Source organism: Aeromonas sp. R5-1, assembly GCF_040908265.1.
Classification (GTDB): Bacteria; Pseudomonadota; Gammaproteobacteria; order Enterobacterales; family Aeromonadaceae; genus Aeromonas; species Aeromonas caviae.
This window is the reverse complement of the sequence record NZ_JBFODJ010000051.1, coordinates 51679-70351: the sequence shown is the minus strand read 5'-3', so window position 1 is coordinate 70351 and position 18673 is coordinate 51679. Positions and strand designations below refer to the sequence as shown.

The window sequence follows — 18673 nt, the reverse complement described above, 5'->3', positions numbered from 1 at the left end:
TCAACAACGTGAAATAAAAGGATCTGGTTAATGACCCACGAGCACTACTTGCAGGCGTGGCAGGAGAGCCAGGAGCTCGCCGAAGCCATGCAACCCTTGATAGGTCGCCTCTACCGACAGCAAGGGATAGAGATCACCCTCTACGGACGCCCCCTGCAAAACGCCTCCACCATCGATATCCTCAAGGCCCACCGGGTCGTTCGCCGCCACCAGGGCACCCCGCTGCCCATCCAGCAAAGCTTCCCTCTCCTGCGCACCATCGTCGCCCTGAACCCCACCGCCGCCGAAGTCGATCTCGGCAAACTGGCCGTGGGCTACTGGCAGGATCACGAGGATGAAGCCGGCATCGAAGATTATCTGCGTGCCAAGCTGGCACCGGCACTGAACCGCAGTGCCGTGCCCGCCCCGACCGACGTGGTGCTCTACGGCTTCGGCCGCATCGGCCGCCTGCTGGCCCGTCTGCTCATCGAGCGCACCGGCGCCGCCAACTCCCTGCGCCTGCGCGCCATCGTGGTGCGCGGCGGTCGCGACGGGGATCTGGAGAAGCGTGCCAGCCTGTTGCGCCGCGATTCGGTGCACGGCCCCTTCAACGGCTCCATCGAAGTGGATAGTGATCGCAGCGCCATCATCGCCAATGGCACCTTCATCCAGGTGATCTACGCCAACAGCCCGGCCGACATCGACTACACCGCCTACGGCATCGACAATGCGCTGATCGTCGACAACACCGGCGTCTGGCGTGACGAGGCGGGGCTGTCCGAGCACCTCAAGGCCCGCGGCGCCGCCCGGGTGCTGCTGACCGCCCCCGGCAAGGGGGAAATGAAGAACGTGGTGTTCGGGGTCAACCACGAGGTGATAGGCCCGGATGACAAGATAGTCTCCGCCGCCTCTTGCACCACCAACGCCATCACCCCGGTGCTCAAGGTGATGCAGGACAAGTACGGCATCCGCCACGGCCACGTGGAGACAGTCCACTCCTATACCAACGATCAGAACCTCATCGACAACTATCACAAAGGCGAGCGCCGCGGTCGCAGCGCAGCCCTCAACATGGTGATGACCAGCACCGGTGCCGCCAAGGCGGTGGCCAAGGCGCTGCCGGAGCTCAAGGGCAAGTTGACCGGCAACGCCATCCGGGTGCCCACACCCAACGTGTCGCTTGCCATCATCAACCTGTCGCTGGAACAGACCACCGATCGGGAGAGCCTCAACGCCTATCTGCAGCAAATGGCACTGAGCTCGGCCCTGCATCGCCAGATCGACTTCAGCGCCAGCACCGAGCTGGTCTCCTCCGACATGGTGGGCTCCCGTTTTGCGGGCATCGTCGACTCCCAGGCCACCATCGCCGAGGGGGATCACTGCGTGCTCTACGTATGGTATGACAACGAGTTCGGGTACAGTTGTCAGGTAGTACGGGTGATGGAGCAGATGGCCGGCGTAGTTCGCCAGGATCTGCCGGAATAGTCCGACAGGATCTGCCCGCCTGACCCCGTGTTCATGGCTCAATTTTCAAGGAGAGGCCGGATGTCGTCTCAGCAAGTGACGTTTCAACAAGCGATAGCGCAGATGCCCAAAGAGGTGTACGAGCGGCTCAAGACTGCGGTCGAGCTCGGCAAATGGCCGGATGGCAAGCCCCTCACCGAGGAGCAGAAGGCCACCTCCCTGCAGGCCGTGATGGCCTGGCAGGCGATGCACCTTGAGAACCCCGAGCACATGAACATCGGCCGTGACGGCGAGATCGTGATGAAGAGCAAGAGCGAGCTCAAGCGCCAATATCGCGATGAGGAAGAGATAGTGCGGGTCGACCTTAGCCACTGAGGCAGGCCGCACGTCACCTATCGCGGTAACGAAACGAAAGAGGGGAGCCATTATGGCTCCCCTCTTTTTTCCTCTCTATGCAGGATGACTCATCCCCCTCATCCCCGGCCCTTCTCCCACCAGGGGAGAAGGGAGCTGGCACGCACCTGCGAGCAGTCAGCGGGCCACCTGCCGGCGATCTTCATGGCAAACCTCGCCACCTCGATCTATCCCCTCTCCCGCTGGGAGAGGGTTAGGGTGGGAGGGAAAGTCAGGGGGTCAGTTCACCCCGCAGGGACTGCTGCATCAGCTCGCGGATGCGCGGCGCCGGCAGATCCTGGCTCAGCAGGAAGTGCAGCTTGGTGAGCGCCGCCTCGGCTGTCATGTCGAAGCCCGAGATGACTCCCGCACGGGAGAGGGCGTTGCCGGTGGCATAGCCCCCCATGTTGACCTTGCCGTGCAGGCACTGGCTCAGGTTGACGATGATGACGCCCCGGGCAGATGCCTCGGAGAGCAGCGCCAGCATGGCCGGGTTCTGGGGCGCATTGCCCACCCCGAAGGAGAGCAGGATCAGCGCACGCACCGGCTGTTGCAGGATGTTCGCTATCACCTCAGCCGATATCCCCGGGTAGAGGGTCACCACCCCGATGGGCTGGGGGGTGATGTCGTGCAGCACCAGGGGGCGATCGCACGGCACGCCCAGCTCACCTGCCTCCAGGGAGATGGCGATACCGGCATTGAGCAGGGGCGGGTAGTTGGGCGAGTCGAAGGCGTGGAAGCCGTCGGCATGCACCTTCTTGCTGCGGTTGCCGCGATAGAGCTGGTTGTTGAAGAAGAGCGTCACCTCGTGGATCGGGTAGTTGGCCGCGATATAGAGGGCGTTGAGCAGGTTCTGCTGACCGTCCGAGCGCAGCTCGGCCAGGGGGATCTGGGAGCCGGTGATGATGACCGGCTTGTGCAGATCTTCGAGCATGAAGGAGAGCGCAGACGCGGTGAACGACATGGTGTCGGTACCGTGCAGAATGACGAAACCGTCGTACTTGTCGTAGTTGCCCTTGATATCCTCGGCGATGCGCTGCCAGTCTGCCGGCGTCATGTCGGAAGAGTCGATGAGGGGGGCATATTCGTGGATATGGTAATCGGGCATTTCCGGTCGATGGAACTCGGGCATCCGTGCCAGACAGTCCTCCATGAAGCCCGCCATCGGTACATAACCGTGGTCGGAACGCTGCATCCCTATGGTGCCGCCTGTGTAGGCAATGTAGATGGACTTCTTCACACCCTCTCCTCTCTCTGGACTGGAAACCGGCAAATCAAACAGGGCTCAACCGATACAGCCCCCGTCCTTCAGATGGTGCGGGCGGGCTCAATATCGGTCATCAGCAGACCTCTTGAGGGTCTGTGTCCTCCCGTGGGGGCGGAACCGGGCGAATTATAAAGAGTGCCGCTGCAAATGACAGCCGCAGCAGCATTGTTGCGATCCGGAGCACACTCGGCGAGGCAGTTTTAAATGCCATGTTAACACCATGTTTTAATCATTAATGTGACATATGTGGATGTACTTGGTGTTTTTTGCTAGTATCCGGCGGATTTTTCACAAATCTCATCTGGACGCCCGACGAACACGGGCTCGTGTCGACCCCCTCTTTTGCAGAGGGACGGGGCTGCGGCCCCTCTGTCACTGGCGCGTTCGCCACTCTGTTTCATCCCGGCTGGATCCGTGAGTCTTTCTCGCCAAAGACACAGCCGATCAACATGGGAGCACTGAATGCTACAACTTGATGCCTACGCCACCCTGGTCGCCGCGACCCTGGTGCTGCTGCTTGGCCGCCTGCTGGTCAACAAGATAGGACCCCTGCGCACTTTCAACATCCCCAAACCCGTGGCCGGTGGCCTGGTGGTTGCCCTGGTGCTGCTGGTGCTGCGTTCCACCCTGCAGATCGAACTGCAATTTGATACCAGCCTGCAGACGGCCCTGATGCTGACCTTCTTCGCCTCCATCGGCCTCTCCGCCGATCTGGGCAGCCTCAAGCGCGGCGGCAAGGCGGTGGCCACCTTCCTGCTGGTGGTCACCGGCCTGCTGCTGGTGCAGAACAGCCTGGGGGTGGGTCTGGCCACCCTGCTGGGGCTGGATCCCCACATGGGGCTGCTGGCCGGCTCCATCACCCTCTCCGGCGGCCACGGCACCGGGGCGGCCTGGGGCTCCATCTTCACCGAGAAGTACGGCGTGCAATCCGCCGCCGAGCTGGCGATTGCCTGTGCCACCTTCGGCCTGGTGCTGGGGGGCCTCATCGGCGGCCCGGTTGCCCGTTATCTGGTGAAGAAGGTGCAGGTGCCCGGTGAGGAGCACAACCGTGACGGCGCCCCCCAGGGCTTCGAAATGCCGGACATGGAGCGCCCGCTCACCACCTTCAGCCTGATCGAGACTCTGGCACTCATCGCCATCAGCCTGAAAGGGGGCGAAATGCTGGCCCTCTACCTCAAGGGCGGCGTCTTCGAGTTGCCGATCTTCGTCTGCGTGCTGTTCGTCGGCGTGCTGCTGCGCAACCTGCTCACCCTGCTCAACTGGCACGAAGTGAGCGACCGTGAGGTCTCCCTGCTCGGCAACGTCAGCCTGTCGCTCTTCCTCGCCATGGCGCTGATGAGCCTCAAGCTGTGGGAGCTGGCAAGCCTGGCCCTGCCCATCTTCATACTGCTGGCCGTGCAGACGGTGGCCATGGCGCTCTACGCCATCTTCGTCACCTTCCGGGTCATGGGGCGCAACTATGATGCGGCCGTGCTGGCGGCGGGTCACTGCGGCTTCGGCCTCGGCGCCACCCCCACTGCCATTGCCAACATGCAGGCCATCACCCAGCGCTTCGGCCCCTCCCACCTGGCCTTCCTGGTGGTGCCCATGGTCGGTGCCTTCTTCATCGACATCATCAACGCCGTGGTGATCAAGCTGTTCCTGGCCCTGCCCTTCCTGTGATCCCGGACGCAGGCCCCGTATGACAGAGCCCACCTTGCGGTGGGCTCTTTGCTTGCTGGCCCCTGGACGCTGCCCCGACCCCCACCAAGGGGCCGACGGCAGGCAACAAAAAGCCCCGCACCAAGGTGCGGGGCTTTTTACTGACGCCACGGTAGGTAGGACTGCGGCCTGACCTTTCCTTACAGAATGAAGGCCAACACCAGCTGGTTCAAATTGCGGCCTGACCTTCCTTACAAAATGAAGGTCGACACCTGCTGGTTCAGGTTGGTGGCACGCCCCTTGAGGTTGTGCGCCTGATCCAGGTCGCGCATGGCGGAAGCGGTGATCTCGTCGCTCACATCCTTGATGGCGGTGGTGTTCTGGGTTATTTCACCGGTCACCTGGGTCTGCTCCTCGGCGGCGGTGGCGATCTGGCCCGCCATGTCGGAGATGAGGCTGACGGCCTGGGTGATCTCCTCCAGAGCCGCAGCGGCAGCGTCAGCATCCTTCACGCTGTTGTCCGCCAACCCCTGGCTGGTCTGCATCAGGCTCACCGCGCGGGCCGTGGTCTGTTGCAGGGTTTCGATGGTGGACTGGATCTCCTGGGTGGAATCCTGGGTACGGCGCGACAGCACCCGCACCTCGTCCGCCACCACGGCGAAACCGCGACCCTGTTCACCGGCCCGGGCCGCTTCAATGGCCGCGTTCAGCGCCAGCAGGTTGGTCTGCTCGGCGATGCCCTGGATGGTGGAGAGGATGCCGGAGATGGCCTGGGCGTGACGGCTCAGCTCACCGATGACGCCGGTCGCCTGCCCCACTTCCTCGGCCAGGTTGTTGATGGATTGGCGAGTCTGGTTCACCAGGATCTTGCCCTGTTCACTGCTCTGGGCGGATTGCTGGGCGGCGGCAGCGGTGTTCTCGGCGTTGCCCGCGATCTCCATGGTGGCACTCGCCATCTCGGTGACGGCGGTGGCGACCATGGTCACCTCCTGTTGCTGGCGCTGCAGCTCTTCCACCGCGGCCTGGTTGGTCACCAGACTGCGTTCGGCATCGGCGTTCAGCTCGTTGGCAAGCTGACGGATGTTGGCGATGAGCTGATGCTGGCTGCCCACGAAGCGGTTGAAGCTGCCGGCGAGCTGGCCCACTTCGTCATTGGCGTCGATCTTGATACGCTGGGTCAGATCGCCGTTACCGTCGGCGATGCGGGCCAGGGCCTGGGACACCTTGGTGAGGGGACCGAGCAGCAGGCTGACCAGCCAGGAGATGGCGAGGATGCTGCCCACCAGCACCAGCAGGGCCAGGCCGAGCTGGGTCATCAGCAGGGAGGAGAGCGGCGCCTCCAGGGTGCTCTTGTCCAGTACCAGCACCAGCTCCCAGTCGGTGTCCGGAATGTCCGTCGCCCACAGCAGCTTGTCACGCCCCTCGTTGTCGAAGAAAGCAGGCACCAGACTGTTGCTCGCCTTGCTCTGATCGATCAGGGCATTGGTCAGATCGTTGTCGATCTCGCTGGCCGGCTTCATCGCCTTGGCCGCATCCTTGTAGGCGATGACGGTGCCATCCTTGTGCATCAGGATGGCGAAGCCGTCCGCTGGCAGCTTCATCTTGGTGATGTCATCCACCAGGGAGGCGATGGAGAGATCCCCCCCCACCACGCCGCCCTGGGCAGGCTGGGCCAGGGTCACCACCAGAATGTTGTAGGCCACGTCAAGGTAGGGTTTGGTGACGATCATGCCGCCCTTGGCCATGGCTTCCTGATACCAGCCACGGGAGCGGGGATCGTAACCGTCGCGGTTGATGGAGGGGTCGGAGTCGTTCATCTTGCCGCTGCCCTCACCGAAATAGGTGAGCTGGAAACGGCCGGACACCTGGGCCTGTTGCAGGGCGTTGAGGGGCTCGGCACCGGCCTTGTTGCCAAGGGCCTGGATGACGTCACGACGGGCGGCAAGCCAGTCGCTGACGCTGGCGGCCTGCTGGCTGCCAAGGCGCTGCACCTGTTCCTGACTGCCTTGCAGCAGCATGGACTTCTGGCTGGTGTAGCTCTGCCAGGAGAGCAGCAGGATCACCAGTGACAAGGCGATGACCACAGACAACAGTATCTTCTGCTTGAGTGATAGGTTTTTCATCGTGTTTTCTTCTTGTGGGGGTCGGGAACAGGATCAATCGGGAGTGCGTGGCACTGTGTGTTGTTAGCGGCCAATCTGCGCAAAACTGAAGCGGAGAATGGCGTGAGTGACGATATTTTACGCGGAAATTTTAAAAATGCTGCGGAAAATTGGAGCAGGAAAAAGAGCGGGGCCAGCCAACCCTGTTTATTCCTTCTGCAATTGGCTAGAATATCCCGTTTTTAAATCACATCGACCCCGAGAGTTTTCACGATGTTTGAAGTCAATCCTGTATTAAACAAGCTTAAGGAGCTGTCTGAGAGGACCGAGCTGCTTAGGGGGTACCTTTGACTATGACGCCAAGAAAGAGCGTCTAGAAGAGGTCAATGCCGAGCTGGAACAGCCGGATGTCTGGAACGAACCCGAGCGCGCACAGGCGCTGGGCAAGGAGCGCGTCTCCCTGGAGAACGTCGTCAGCACCATCGATACCCTGACCCAGGGCGTCGATGACGTCGAGATGCTGGTCAGCCTGGCCGTCGAAGGCGAAGACGAAGAGACCTTCAACGAAGCCGTGGTCGAAGCGGACGAGCTGGAGGCCAAGCTGGTGGATCTCGAGTTCCGTCGCATGTTCTCCGGTCAGCACGACGGTTCCGACTGCTACATCGACATCCAGTCCGGTTCCGGTGGCACCGAGGCCCAGGACTGGGCCAACATGGTGCTGCGCATGTACCTGCGCTGGGGCGATGCCCACGGCTACAAGCCCGAGCTCATCGAGTGCTCCGAGGGCGACGTGGCCGGCATCAAGTCCGCCACCATCAAGTTCACCGGCGAGTATGCCTTCGGCTGGCTGCGCACCGAGACCGGCGTGCACCGCCTGGTACGCAAGTCGCCGTTCGATTCCGGCGGCCGTCGCCACACCTCGTTCTGCTCCGTGTTCGTCTACCCCGAGATCGATGATGACATCGAGATCGAGATCAACCCGGCTGATCTTCGCATCGACGTCTACCGCGCCTCCGGTGCCGGTGGTCAGCACGTCAACCGGACCGAGTCCGCGGTGCGTATCACCCACGTGCCGACCGGCGTGGTGGTGCAGTGCCAGAACGACCGTTCCCAGCACAAGAACAAAGATCAGTGTATGAAGCAGTTGAAGGCCAAGCTCTACGAGCTGGAAATTCAAAAGCAGAACGCTGAGAAGCAAGCCCTCGAAGAGACCAAGTCTGACATCGGCTGGGGCAGCCAGATCCGCTCCTACGTACTGGATGATTCCCGTATCAAGGATCTGCGCACCGGCGTCGAAACCCGCAATACCCAATCGGTACTCGACGGCGACTTGGACAAGTTTATCGAAGCCAGCCTGAAATCAGGCCTGTAAACAGAGCAGCAGGAATCACCATGTCTGAACAAACCACCACCCCGGAAGTCGACCAGACTCTCGAACTGAACAACGAGATGCTTGAGCGTCGCTCCAAGCTGGCCGCCTTGCGCGCCCAGGGCAACCCCTTCCCCAACGATTTCCGTCGTGACAGCCTCTCCGGCGATCTGCACGCCGAATTCGGCGACAAGAGCAATGACGAGCTGGTCGCCCTGGGTAAACAGGTGAAGATTGCCGGTCGCATCATGACCCGCCGGATCATGGGCAAGGCGTCTTTCGCGACCCTGCAGGACATGGCTGGCAAGATCCAGATCTACGTGACCCGTGACGACCTGCCGGAAGGCTTCTACAACGAGCAGTTCAAGAAGTGGGATCTGGGTGACATCGTCGGTGTCGAGGGCACCCTGTTCCGCACCAACGCCGGTGAGCTCTCCGTACACGTCTCCACCATCCGCCTGCTGACCAAGGCCCTGCGCCCGCTGCCCGAGAAGCACAAGGGTCTGACCGACCAGGAAGCCCGCTGCCGCCAGCGTTACCTGGACCTGATCGCCAACGAAGAGTCCCGCAAGACCTTCGTGACCCGCACCAAGGTGGTGGCAGGCATTCGCAAGTTCCTGAATGACAAGCGCTTCATGGAAGTGGAAACCCCCATGATGCAAGTCATCCCGGGTGGCGCCTCCGCACGTCCCTTCATCACCCACCACAATGCGCTGGACATCGACATGTACCTGCGTATCGCTCCGGAACTCTATCTGAAGCGTCTGGTGGTCGGTGGTTTCGAGCGTGTCTACGAGATCAACCGCAACTTCCGCAACGAAGGCATCTCCGTTCGCCATAACCCCGAGTTCACCATGCTCGAGTTCTATATGGCCTACGCCGATTACATCGATCTGATGGATCTCACCGAAGAGATGCTGCGCACTCTGGCGCAAGACATCCTGGGCGACACCAGGATCCGTTACGCCAAAGAGGGCGAAGAGGGCCTGACCATCGATTTCGGTCAGCCGTTCCAGCGCCTCTCCATGGTCGACTCCATCCTGAAGTACAACCCGGGTGTGACCCGTGACGATCTGGCCACTCTTGAGAAGGCCACCGCCGTCGCCAAGGGTCTGAAGATCGAGCTGATGAAGAGCTGGGAGCTGGGCCACGTGATCACCGCGATCTTCGAAGAGACCGTGGAACACATGCTGCTGCAACCGACCTTCATCACCGAGTACCCGGCCGCCGTCTCCCCGCTGGCCCGCCGCAACGACCAGAACCCGGACGTCACCGACCGCTTCGAATTCTTCATCGGCGGCCGCGAGCTGGCCAACGGCTTCTCCGAGCTGAACGATGCGGAAGATCAGGCCGAGCGCTTCCAGGCCCAGGTTGACCAGAAAGCCGCAGGCGATGACGAAGCCATGTTCTACGACGCCGACTTCGTCACCGCGCTGGAGCACGGTCTGCCGCCGACCGCCGGTCAGGGTATCGGTATCGACCGTCTGGTGATGCTGTTCACCAACAGCCACACCATCCGCGACGTCATCCTGTTCCCGGCCTTGCGTCCACAAAAGTAAGCGCCGCAGAAACAGGGCCGCAGCAAAACGCTGCCGTCCATGGCAATCAAAACGCCCCGCAATTGCGGGGCGTTTTTTATGCAGAAGTCACACTGTGACGAGCGGTCATCGGTCCGCTGGTGCGACAGGCGGCAGCAGCCACTCCCCCTGCCACAGGGTCAGTGCCCGGCCCGCCATCAGCACCCGCTCCTCCTGCAATTCCAGCCTGAGATCCCCACCCCGGGCCGAGATCTGGCGGGCCCGCAATTGCCGTTTGCCGAGCCGCTCGGCCCAGAAGGGCACCAGGGCGCAGTGGTTGGAGCCGGTCACCGGATCCTCGTCCACTCCGACCCAGGGGGCGAAGTAGCGGGAGACGAAGTCGTCCTCCTTCCGGCTCGATGGCGCCGTCACCATGATCCCCCGGCCCGGCAGAGCCCGCAGGGCGTGAAAATCGGGGGTGAGCGCGCGGACCTCTTCCTCGCTGGCGAGCTCAAGCAGGAACTTGGCCCCGGCCGCCAGGGTTTGCAGCGGCCGGCAACCGACCGCAGCCCCATAGGCCGGATCCAGAATGAGCGGCGCCAGGGCAATGCGCGGAAAATCGAGCCAGATCCACTCCCCTTCCCGCCGGGCAACCAACTCGCCGCTGCGGGTCGCGAAGCGGATGGGCTGAGCTTCGGCCACCTCCCCCGTCTGCCACAGCACATGGGCCGCCGCCAGGGTGCCATGGCCGCACAAGTCCACCTCCACTTGCGGGGTGAACCAGCGCAATCCGTAATGCCCCTCTCCCAGTTGGGTCAGAAAGGCGCTCTCAGAGAGGTTGAACTCCGCCGCCATGGCCTGCAGCTCGGCGTCGGGCCGCGCTTCCCCCAGCACCACCACGGCGGGGTTGCCTGCGAAGGGGTGATGGCTGAAGGCGTTGACATGAAAGAGACGGGACATGGTTGCTCCTTGGGGCATGAGAGATCCCCGGGACAGGGGGCTCGGCAAGGCCATTTTTATATCACGGGCGCCCCGGGGCTGAGATGGATTTTGGCTTTATAAATTCATAAATCGCATAAAGAAGATATTTTTATTCTTTGTTGTTATTCATTACACCCCTTACCCTGACCAAAAATCAGACCATGGAAGACATGTGTGATGCCATTGACAGCCCCCACCCTGAGCCCGCTCTCTGACGAACAGCAGCGCCAGCTCAACCAAGTTCTCACCACCCTCAATACCCAGCAACTGGCCTGGGTCAGCGGTTATCTCTACGGCCTCTCCCAGGCGGGCGTCCAACCCGTGGCGAGCGCAGGTGCAGAAGTCGCGGCTCCCGGCGGCAGCCTGACCATTCTCTATGGCTCCCAGACCGGGAATGCCAAGGGCGTGGCCAGCGCCATCAAGGCCCAGGCCGAGGCCCGCGGCCTGCCGGTGACCCTCACCTCCATGGCGGACTACAAACCCAAGCAGCTCAAGAAAGAGAGCCACCTGCTGGTGGTAGTGAGCACTTACGGGGAGGGGGAGCCCCCCGAGAGCGCCGTCGATCTGTTCGAGCAGCTCAAAAAGGGCAAGGTCGGCAAGCTGGAAGGGCTCAAGTTTGCCGTGCTGGGGCTGGGTGACAGCTCCTATGAGTTCTTCTGCCAGACCGGCAAGGATTTCGATGGTTTCCTCGCCAAAGCGGGGGCAGAGCGCATCCATGAGCTAGCTAGCCTCGATGTGGATTATCAGGATGCCGCCAAGGCCTGGGGCGAGCAGGCCGTTGCGGCGGTCGCCGCCACCCTCTCTGCCGGCGCCGCGACCGCCAGCGTGGCGGGCTCGGTGCAGGCCGCCGTCGGCCACAGCCAGTACAACAAGGAGAACCCCTTCCCCGCCAGACTCTCGGTGAACCAGAAGATCACCGGCCGCGACTCCACCAAGGACATCCGCCACATCGAGATCAACCTGGAAGAGTCCGGCATCACCTACCAGCCGGGGGACGCGCTCGGCATCTGGTTCGACAACGACGCCGATCTCGTGGGGGAAGTGCTGGCCCTGACCGGTCTGACCGGTGATGAGGCCACCCCCCATGGCAGCCTGCGCGAGGCGCTGACCCGTCACTACGAGCTGACCCGGCTGCACGGGGGCCTGATCACTGGCCTCGCCGAGATCACGGACAACGCGGCGCTCAAAGATCTGGCCGGTGACAAGGCCCAGGTCAACGCCCTGGTGGCCAGCGCCCAGGTGGTGGACGTACTGAAACGCTTCCCGGCTTCCTTGAGTGCCGATCAACTGATCGCACTGCTGCGCCCCCTCACCCCCCGCCTCTACTCCATCGCCTCCGCCCAGAGCGAGGTGGAAGAAGAGGTGCACCTGACCGTCGGCGTGGTCCGCTACCGCCAAGAAGATGGCACAGTGCGAAGCGGCGGCGCCTCCTCCTATCTGGCGGACCGTCTGCCGGAAGATGCCGAGGTCCGGGTCTTCGTGGAGCACAACGACAACTTCCGACTGCCCGCCAATCCCGACACCCCCGTCATCATGGTGGGCCCGGGCACCGGCATTGCCCCGTTCCGCGCCTTCCTGCAGGAGCGGGAAGCACAGGGGGCAGAGGGCAAGAACTGGCTCTTCTTCGGCAATCCACACTTTACCCAGGATTTCCTCTATCAAGTGGAGTGGCAGCGTTATGTGAAATCGGGCCTGCTGTCCAAGATCTCCCTGGCCTTCAGCCGGGATCAGGCCAACAAGATTTATGTGCAGGACCGCCTGCGCGAGGCAGGGCTTGAGCTCTACCAGTGGCTGGAAGCAGGCGCTCACTTCTATGTGTGTGGCGACGCCAACCACATGGCGAAGGATGTGCAGGAAGCCCTGCTGGAAGTGATTGCGGAACACGGCCACAAGAGCCGTGAGGAAGCAGAAGAGTATCTGAGCGAATTGCGTCGTGCCAAACGTTATCAAAGGGATGTCTATTGATGAGCAAACAACTTATTCCGGGACCGGTCGAAGGGCCGCTGGCTGACAACGAACGCCTCAAGCGCGAGAGCAACTTCCTGCGCGGCACCATCGCCGAAGATCTGCAGGACCCGCTCACCGGCGGCTTCAACGGCGACAACTTCCAGCTGATCCGCTTCCACGGCATGTATCAGCAGGATGACCGCGACATCCGCCCGGAGCGCGCCGCCCAGAAGCTGGAGCCCCTGCACAACGTCATGCTGCGCGCCCGCCTGCCCGGCGGCATCATCACCCCGGCCCAGTGGCAGGTGATCGACAAGTTCGCCGAAGAACACAGCATGTACGGCAGCATCCGCCTGACCACCCGCCAGACCTTCCAGTTCCACGGGGTACTGAAGCGCGACATCAAGCTGATGCACCAGACCCTCAACAGCACAGGTATCGACTCCATCGCCACCGCGGGGGACGTGAACCGCAACGTGCTCTGCACGAGCAACCCGGTGGAGTCCGAGTTGCACCAGGAGGCCTACGAGTGGGCCAAGAAGATCTCCGAGCACCTGCTGCCCAAGACCCGCGCCTACGTGGAGATCTGGCTGGATGGCGAGAAGCTGGGGGGTGACGAGGAGCCGATCCTGGGCTCCAACTACCTGCCGCGCAAATTCAAGACAACCGTGGTCATCCCGCCCCACAACGATGTGGACATCCACGCCAACGATCTCAACTTCGTGGCCATTGCCGATCACGGCAAGCTGGTGGGCTTCAACGTGCTGGTGGGGGGCGGTCTGGCCATGACCCACGGCGACACCACCACCTATCCGCGCAAGGCGAGCGACTTTGGCTTCATTCCGCTCTCCCACGTGCTGGAGGTGGCGGCCGCCGTGGTCAGCACCCAGCGCGACTGGGGCAACCGGGTCAACCGCAAGAACGCCAAGACCAAGTACACCCTTGAACGGGTGGGGGTCGAGGCCTTCAAGGCCGAGGTGGAGAATCGCGCCGGCATCCAGTTCGGGCCGGTTCACCCCTATGAATTCACCAGTCGTGGCGATCGCTTCGGCTGGGTGGAGGGGATCGACGGCAAGCACCACCTGACCCTGTTTATCGAGAACGGCCGCCTGCTGGACTTCCCGGGCAAGCCCCTCAAGACCGGCATGCTGGAGATCGCCAAGGTGCATCAGGGGGACTTCCGCCTCACCGCCAACCAGAACCTCATCATCGCGGGCGTGCCTGCCGGCGAGAAGGCACGCATTGAGGCGCTGGCGCGCCAGTACGGTCTGCTGGATGACGGCGTGAGCGAGCAGCGCAAGCAGTCCATGGCCTGTGTGGCCCTGCCTACCTGCCCCCTGGCAATGGCCGAGGCCGAGCGCATGCTGCCTGCCTTCGTCACCGACATCGAGGGGCTGCTGGCCAAGCACGGCCTGGCGGATGACGCCATCATCTTCCGGGTCACCGGCTGCCCCAACGGCTGCGGCCGCGCCATGCTGGCGGAAGTGGGTCTGGTGGGCAAGGCGCCGGGTCGCTACAACCTGCACCTGGGGGGCAACCTCGAGGGGACCCGCATCCCGCGCCTGCACCTGGAGAACATCACCGAGCCGCAGATCCTGGCCGAACTGGACGCCCTGATCGGCCGCTGGGCGAGCGAGCGCAACCCGGACGAGTGCTTCGGCGATTTTGTCATTCGCGCCGGGATCATCGCCCCGGTTATCGACTCCGCGAGGGACTTCTATGCAGCCTGAACAGACTGATACAGCCCGGCTGGCGCGCACCGCCGACGGCCGGCTCGACCTCGACGCCCTGCTGGCCCTGGGCCGGGAGGAGCAGGTCGAGGCGCTGGCCCCCCTCAACCGGGAGCTGGACGCCATGAGCGCCCCCGAGCGGGTGCGCTGGGCCCTGGCCAACCTGCCGGGGGAGCATGTGCTGTCGTCGAGTTTCGGCATCCAGGCGGCGCTCATGCTGCACCTGGTGAGCCGCGAGCGGGCCGACGTGCCCGTGGTGCTGACCGACACCGGTTATCTCTTCCCCGAGACCTACCGTTTCATCGACGAGCTGACCGAGCGTCTCGCGCTCAACCTCAAGATCTACCGGGCCGAACTCAGCCCGGCCTGGCAGGAGGCCCGCTTCGGCCTCCTGTGGGAGCAGGGGGTGGAGGGGATCACCCGCTACAACCAGCTCAACAAGGTGGAGCCCATGGACCGCGCCCTGAACGAGCTGGGTGCCCGCACCTGGTTCTCGGGCCTGCGCCGTGAGCAGTCCGGCAGCCGGGGCAAGCTGCCGGTGCTGGCCATCCAGCGCGGTCGCTTCAAGTTCCTGCCGGTGATCGACTGGAGCAACAAGGACGTCTTCTACTACTTCAAGGAGTTCGACCTCCCCTACCACCCGCTGTGGGAGCAGGGCTACCTCTCGGTCGGCGACGTGCACACCACCGCCAAGTGGGAGCCCGGCATGAGCGAGGAGCAGACCCGCTTCTTCGGCCTCAAGCGCGAGTGCGGCCTGCATGAGGAAGGTGGCGAGAGCGACGGCTCCGGCATCTGATCCCCCGGCCCGGCCATGTGCTGCGCCCGCCCACAAAAAAACGCCCGGCAACTGCCGGGCGTTTTTCTTTGCGCAAAAGGGTGATGTAACGCCCTTCATTACATGGCGGCAGCGCGCGCCTGATTCAGCCAGTCGTTCACCAGTGCCTCGTGGCCCTTGAGCCAGGCGTCGGCATGACGCTCCACGTCCGCCGGCTTGTTCTGCCCCTTGTTCATCAGGCCGTTCTGCACGTTGATGTCATTGAGCGGCAGCTTGACGATGGAGAAGAGCTTGGCGGCGGCCGGATTGGCCTCGGCAAACCGCTTGTTGGCAACGATATGCATGGTGTTCACCGCAAAGCCGTAGTTCTTGCCGTTCGGCAAACGGGTCTTGGCCGCATCCGGGGCGTCGGCGGGGACTTCCAGCCACACCACATCCTTGCCCGGCACCAGTTCGCTGCTGAGCCAATAGGGGGTCCAGGTGTAATAGAGCACCGGCTTGCCGGCCTGGTAGCGAGCCAGGGTATCGGCGATCAGCGCCGCGTAGTTGCCCTGCTTGTGGGCCACCGTGGGGGTCAGACCAAAGGCGTCGAGGTGATGGTTGATCGCCCCCTCGCAGCCCCAGCCGGGGTTGCAACCGATGAGGTCGGCCTTGCCGTCGCCATCCCCGTCAAACAGCGCCGCCACCTCGGGATCCTTGAGCTGGCCCAGGTTGGTGATGCCGTATTGGGTCGCGGTCTTCTTGTCGATGAGGTACCCCTGGGCGGCACCGGCCACATAGGTGCCCTCACGGAAGAACACCTTGTCGCCCCCCGCCTGCTCGTACTTGTTGTCCTGCAGCGGCACCCAGTTGAACGCGAGGAAGGTGCCGTCTCCCTGGGCCACCGAGGCATAAGCCACGTTGTAGTCCACCTCCTGGGCGGGCTGGACATCGTAACCCAGACGCGCCATCAGCTTGCTCACCAGCAGGCTCTGGAAGGCCTCTTCCGGCAAGGAGCTCTGCAGGGGCTGAACGCGAACCCCCTCCCCCGGCAACTCGGCGCTGGCCATGGCGAGCGGGCTCAGCAGTTGGGCACTCAGCAGCAATGTGCCCAGGGTCAATCCTTTGGTGATCGGTCTCATGCGTTTACTCCTTTGTAATCAATTTTCTTGTCACGGCCGGCCAGGCGCAGCAGCAGGGCGGCGGGGCCGTGCTGATACCAGCGGCCGGTACGGGTGCGATCCGGTTGCCCCATCGCCTGGGTGAGGCGGTCGAGCACGATGGCCAGCAGCACGATGCCGAGGCCGCCGATGGAGGCGAGCCCCATGTCGAGCCGGCCGATGCCGCGCAGCACCATCTGGCCGAGGCCCCCCACCGCGATCATGGAGGCGATCACCACCATGGAGAGCGCCAGCATCAGGGTCTGGTTGACCCCGGCCATGATGGTGGGCATGGCGAGCGGCAGTTGTACCTTGAACAGCAACTGGGAGGGGCTGGCACCGAACGAGTGGGCCGCCTCCACCAGATCCGTGGGCACCTGGCGAATACCCAGCATGGTGAGCCGGATCATGGGCGGCAGGGCGAAGATGACGGTCACCACCACCCCGGGCACGTTGCCGATGCCAAACAGCATCACGATGGGGATGAGGTAGACGAACGCCGGGGTGGTCTGCATGGCATCCAGCAGCGGCCGGGTCCAGGTGGAGAGCCGCTCGCTGCGGGCCAGCAGGATGCCGGTGGGCAACCCCAGCAGCACACAGAAGAACAGCGAGGTCAACACCAGGGACAGGGTCACCATGGCATCGGACCAGGCCCCGATGAGCCCGATCCCCACAAGAGATACGAGCGTGCCGAGCGCCATGCGGCCGTTCACCAGTTGCCAGGCAAGCAGGGCCAGGAGCCCCATCATCAGGGTGGAGGGCACCGTCTGCAGCAGATGGGTCATGGCGTTCAGGGTCAGCTCCACCGGTGCGCGGATCAGCTGGAACAGCGGCCGCAGGTTCTCCACCAGCCAGCCGATGCCCCCTTCCACCCAGGTATCCAGCGGCACCAGCGCCTGCTGGAAGGGATCCAGCCAGTCGATGGCGGTTGTGGTGTCGGCGGCTTCGATCTGGTTCTGCCAGTCGGTCGCCTCAGTGTCGGTACTGCCCCAGGGATCGGACACCTCGGCGGACGCAGGCGAGCTCCAGGGGTCTGCCGCCACCTCATCGGCCCGCAGGGAAGGGCTCGCCAGCAGCACCAGGGCCAGCAGCCCGCTCAGCAAGAAATGGGGATTCATCAGCTTCATGCCGGAGTACTCCTGTCCAGGGTGTTGAGCAGATTGGCCTTGGAGATGAGGCCGAGGTAAGTGCCATCCTCCTCGACCACGGGCACCTGACAGGGAGCGGCCGCCACCTGGCTGATCAGTTCATTGAGGGCGGTGTCCGCCAGGATGGGCTGGATGTCCGCCAGCAGCGCCTGCTCCAGGCTGCCTTTGGCCCTTACCGCCTGACCGAGCGACTCCACCGAGACGACCCCGAGGAAGCGGCGGCTGCGATCCACCACGTAGCCGAACTCCCGCTCAAGCTCCTTGAGCTGGCGCAGGGCGTTGCCCGGCCCGTCGGTGGTGTGTTTCTTGATGAGGGGCACCTGCTTGCGGCTGGCCACGTCGCGGGCGCTGAACACATGGGCCAGATCCACCCCGCGAAAGAAGGCGCGCACATAGTCGTTGGCGGGCTGGTTCAGGATCTCGTCCGGGGTGCCCACCTGCACCAGCTGGCCATCCTGCATGATGGCGATGCGATCGCCGATGCGCATCGCCTCGTCCAGATCGTGGGAGATGAAGACGATGGTGCGCTGCTGACTGGCCTGCAGCTTGAGCAGCTCGTCCTGCATCTCGGTGCGGATCAGGGGATCCAGCGCGGAGAAAGCTTCGTCCATCAGCAGAATGTCGGGGTCATTGGCAAGGGCCCGGGCCAGCCCGACCCGCTGCTTCATGCCGCCGGAGAGGGCATCCGGATAAGCCTCTATCCACTGTCCCAGCCCCACCTGATGGAGCGCCTGACGGGCGCTCTGCTGGCGCTCCGCCAGCGGTACACCGGCCAGCTCCAGCCCGAAGGCGGTATTTTCCAGCACACTCAGGTGCGGCATCAGGGCGAAGGACTGGAATACCATGCTGATCTTCTTGCGACGCACCTGGCGCAGCTCGCGCTCCGAGATAGCGGCGATGTCCTCGCCATCGATCAGCACCTGGCCGCGGGTCGGCTCGATCAGCCGGTTGAAGAGACGCACCAGGGTGGACTTGCCCGAACCGGAGAGGCCCATCACCACGAAGATCTCCCCTTCGTTGATGGCCAGATTGACATCCTGGACCCCCAGGGTCTGCCCGGTTTTTTGCAGGATACTGGCGCGATCATGCCCTTTCGCCAGCAGTTTGAACGCTTTATCCGGCTGATCGCCGAAAATTTTGTAGAGGGATTTGACCTCGAGTTTGACTGTCATATTGTCCTTTTTTCTTGGCCGACGCTTTGCCTGGCAAACCGTCGAACGT

The 18673-nt window shown here is 63.2% G+C and carries 14 protein-coding genes; 8 read left to right on the top strand and 6 right to left on the bottom strand.

Annotation, left to right across the window (positions count from 1 at the left end; translation table 11 throughout):
• Nucleotides 1-30 precede the first annotated feature (30 nt).
• Together AB5Y64_RS07530 and AB5Y64_RS07525 are read left to right on the top strand one after the other, a co-directional pair.
• Nucleotides 31-1464, top strand: a complete 1434-nt coding sequence (locus AB5Y64_RS07530) for a glyceraldehyde-3-phosphate dehydrogenase (protein ID WP_039040320.1) — start codon at nucleotides 31-33, stop codon at nucleotides 1462-1464.
• Between the two features lie 60 nt (nucleotides 1465-1524).
• On the top strand, nucleotides 1525-1818 hold the full coding sequence (locus tag AB5Y64_RS07525; RefSeq protein WP_010675423.1) for a YeaC family protein: 294 nt from the start codon (nucleotides 1525-1527) through the stop codon (nucleotides 1816-1818).
• Between the two features lie 250 nt (nucleotides 1819-2068).
• On the opposite strand, the gene ansA is transcribed toward AB5Y64_RS07525, so the two are convergent.
• Entirely contained in the window at nucleotides 2069-3076 is a 1008-nt protein-coding gene (gene ansA / locus AB5Y64_RS07520; RefSeq protein ID WP_010675424.1) for an asparaginase, read from the bottom strand.
• A gap of 489 nt (nucleotides 3077-3565) precedes the next feature.
• Here ansA and gltS point away from each other — a divergent pair, with 489 nt between their 5' ends.
• Entirely contained in the window at nucleotides 3566-4765 is a 1200-nt protein-coding gene (gene gltS, locus AB5Y64_RS07515; RefSeq protein ID WP_039040321.1) for a sodium/glutamate symporter, read from the top strand.
• Between the two features lie 230 nt (nucleotides 4766-4995).
• Here gltS and AB5Y64_RS07510 read toward each other — a convergent pair whose 3' ends face one another.
• On the bottom strand, nucleotides 4996-6867 hold the full coding sequence (locus AB5Y64_RS07510) for a methyl-accepting chemotaxis protein (protein ID WP_039040322.1): 1872 nt from the start codon (nucleotides 6865-6867) through the stop codon (nucleotides 4996-4998).
• Between the two features lie 252 nt (nucleotides 6868-7119).
• Here AB5Y64_RS07510 and prfB point away from each other — a divergent pair.
• Both prfB and lysS read left to right on the top strand, forming a co-directional pair.
• Nucleotides 7120-8218 (top strand): peptide chain release factor 2 gene (gene prfB / locus AB5Y64_RS07505; RefSeq protein WP_102948437.1). Its coding sequence is split into 2 segments (ribosomal slippage): nucleotides 7120-7194 and nucleotides 7196-8218, totalling 1098 coding nucleotides; the frame shifts between segments, so codons are not numbered across the junction.
• 77 nt (nucleotides 8219-8295) lie between these two features.
• On the top strand, nucleotides 8296-9774 hold the full coding sequence (gene lysS, locus AB5Y64_RS07500; RefSeq protein WP_223302609.1) for a lysine--tRNA ligase: 1479 nt from the start codon (nucleotides 8296-8298) through the stop codon (nucleotides 9772-9774).
• 105 nt (nucleotides 9775-9879) lie between these two features.
• Here the strand turns inward: lysS and AB5Y64_RS07495 are convergent, their stop codons facing one another.
• Complete coding sequence (locus AB5Y64_RS07495) at nucleotides 9880-10692, bottom strand: PhzF family phenazine biosynthesis protein (RefSeq protein WP_039040324.1); 813 nt, start codon at nucleotides 10690-10692, stop codon at nucleotides 9880-9882.
• Nucleotides 10693-10890: 198 nt separating this feature from the next.
• On the opposite strand from AB5Y64_RS07495, the gene AB5Y64_RS07490 reads away from it, so the two are divergent.
• The 3 genes from AB5Y64_RS07490 to AB5Y64_RS07480 are packed head-to-tail and all read left to right on the top strand — an operon-like array spanning nucleotide 10891 to nucleotide 15186.
• On the top strand, nucleotides 10891-12678 hold the full coding sequence (locus tag AB5Y64_RS07490; protein ID WP_039040325.1) for an assimilatory sulfite reductase (NADPH) flavoprotein subunit: 1788 nt from the start codon (nucleotides 10891-10893) through the stop codon (nucleotides 12676-12678).
• Nucleotides 12678-14390 carry an assimilatory sulfite reductase (NADPH) hemoprotein subunit gene (gene cysI / locus AB5Y64_RS07485; RefSeq protein WP_039040326.1) on the top strand — a complete coding sequence of 571 codons (1713 nt, stop codon included), beginning with the start codon at nucleotides 12678-12680 and terminating at the stop codon, nucleotides 14388-14390. Before AB5Y64_RS07490 ends, cysI begins: the two co-directional genes overlap by 1 nt.
• Complete coding sequence (locus AB5Y64_RS07480; protein ID WP_010675432.1) at nucleotides 14380-15186, top strand: phosphoadenylyl-sulfate reductase; 807 nt, start codon at nucleotides 14380-14382, stop codon at nucleotides 15184-15186. The genes cysI and AB5Y64_RS07480 overlap by 11 nt, the downstream gene beginning before the upstream one ends.
• A 98-nt stretch (nucleotides 15187-15284) precedes the next feature.
• On the opposite strand, the gene proX is transcribed toward AB5Y64_RS07480, so the two are convergent.
• From proX to proV, 3 genes are read right to left on the bottom strand one after another with little or no spacing between them, the layout of a single operon-like run.
• Nucleotides 15285-16286, bottom strand: a complete 1002-nt coding sequence (gene proX / locus AB5Y64_RS07475) for a glycine betaine/L-proline ABC transporter substrate-binding protein ProX (protein WP_039040327.1) — start codon at nucleotides 16284-16286, stop codon at nucleotides 15285-15287.
• Nucleotides 16283-17431 carry a glycine betaine/L-proline ABC transporter permease ProW gene (gene proW / locus AB5Y64_RS07470; RefSeq protein WP_039040328.1) on the bottom strand — a complete coding sequence of 383 codons (1149 nt, stop codon included), beginning with the start codon at nucleotides 17429-17431 and terminating at the stop codon, nucleotides 16283-16285. The genes proX and proW overlap by 4 nt, the downstream gene beginning before the upstream one ends.
• Nucleotides 17428-18624: a glycine betaine/L-proline ABC transporter ATP-binding protein ProV gene (gene proV / locus AB5Y64_RS07465; RefSeq protein ID WP_039040329.1), complete on the bottom strand. Its 1197-nt coding sequence runs from the start codon at nucleotides 18622-18624 to the stop codon at nucleotides 17428-17430. Before proV ends, proW begins: the two co-directional genes overlap by 4 nt.
• Between the last annotated feature and the right edge of the window lie 49 nt (nucleotides 18625-18673).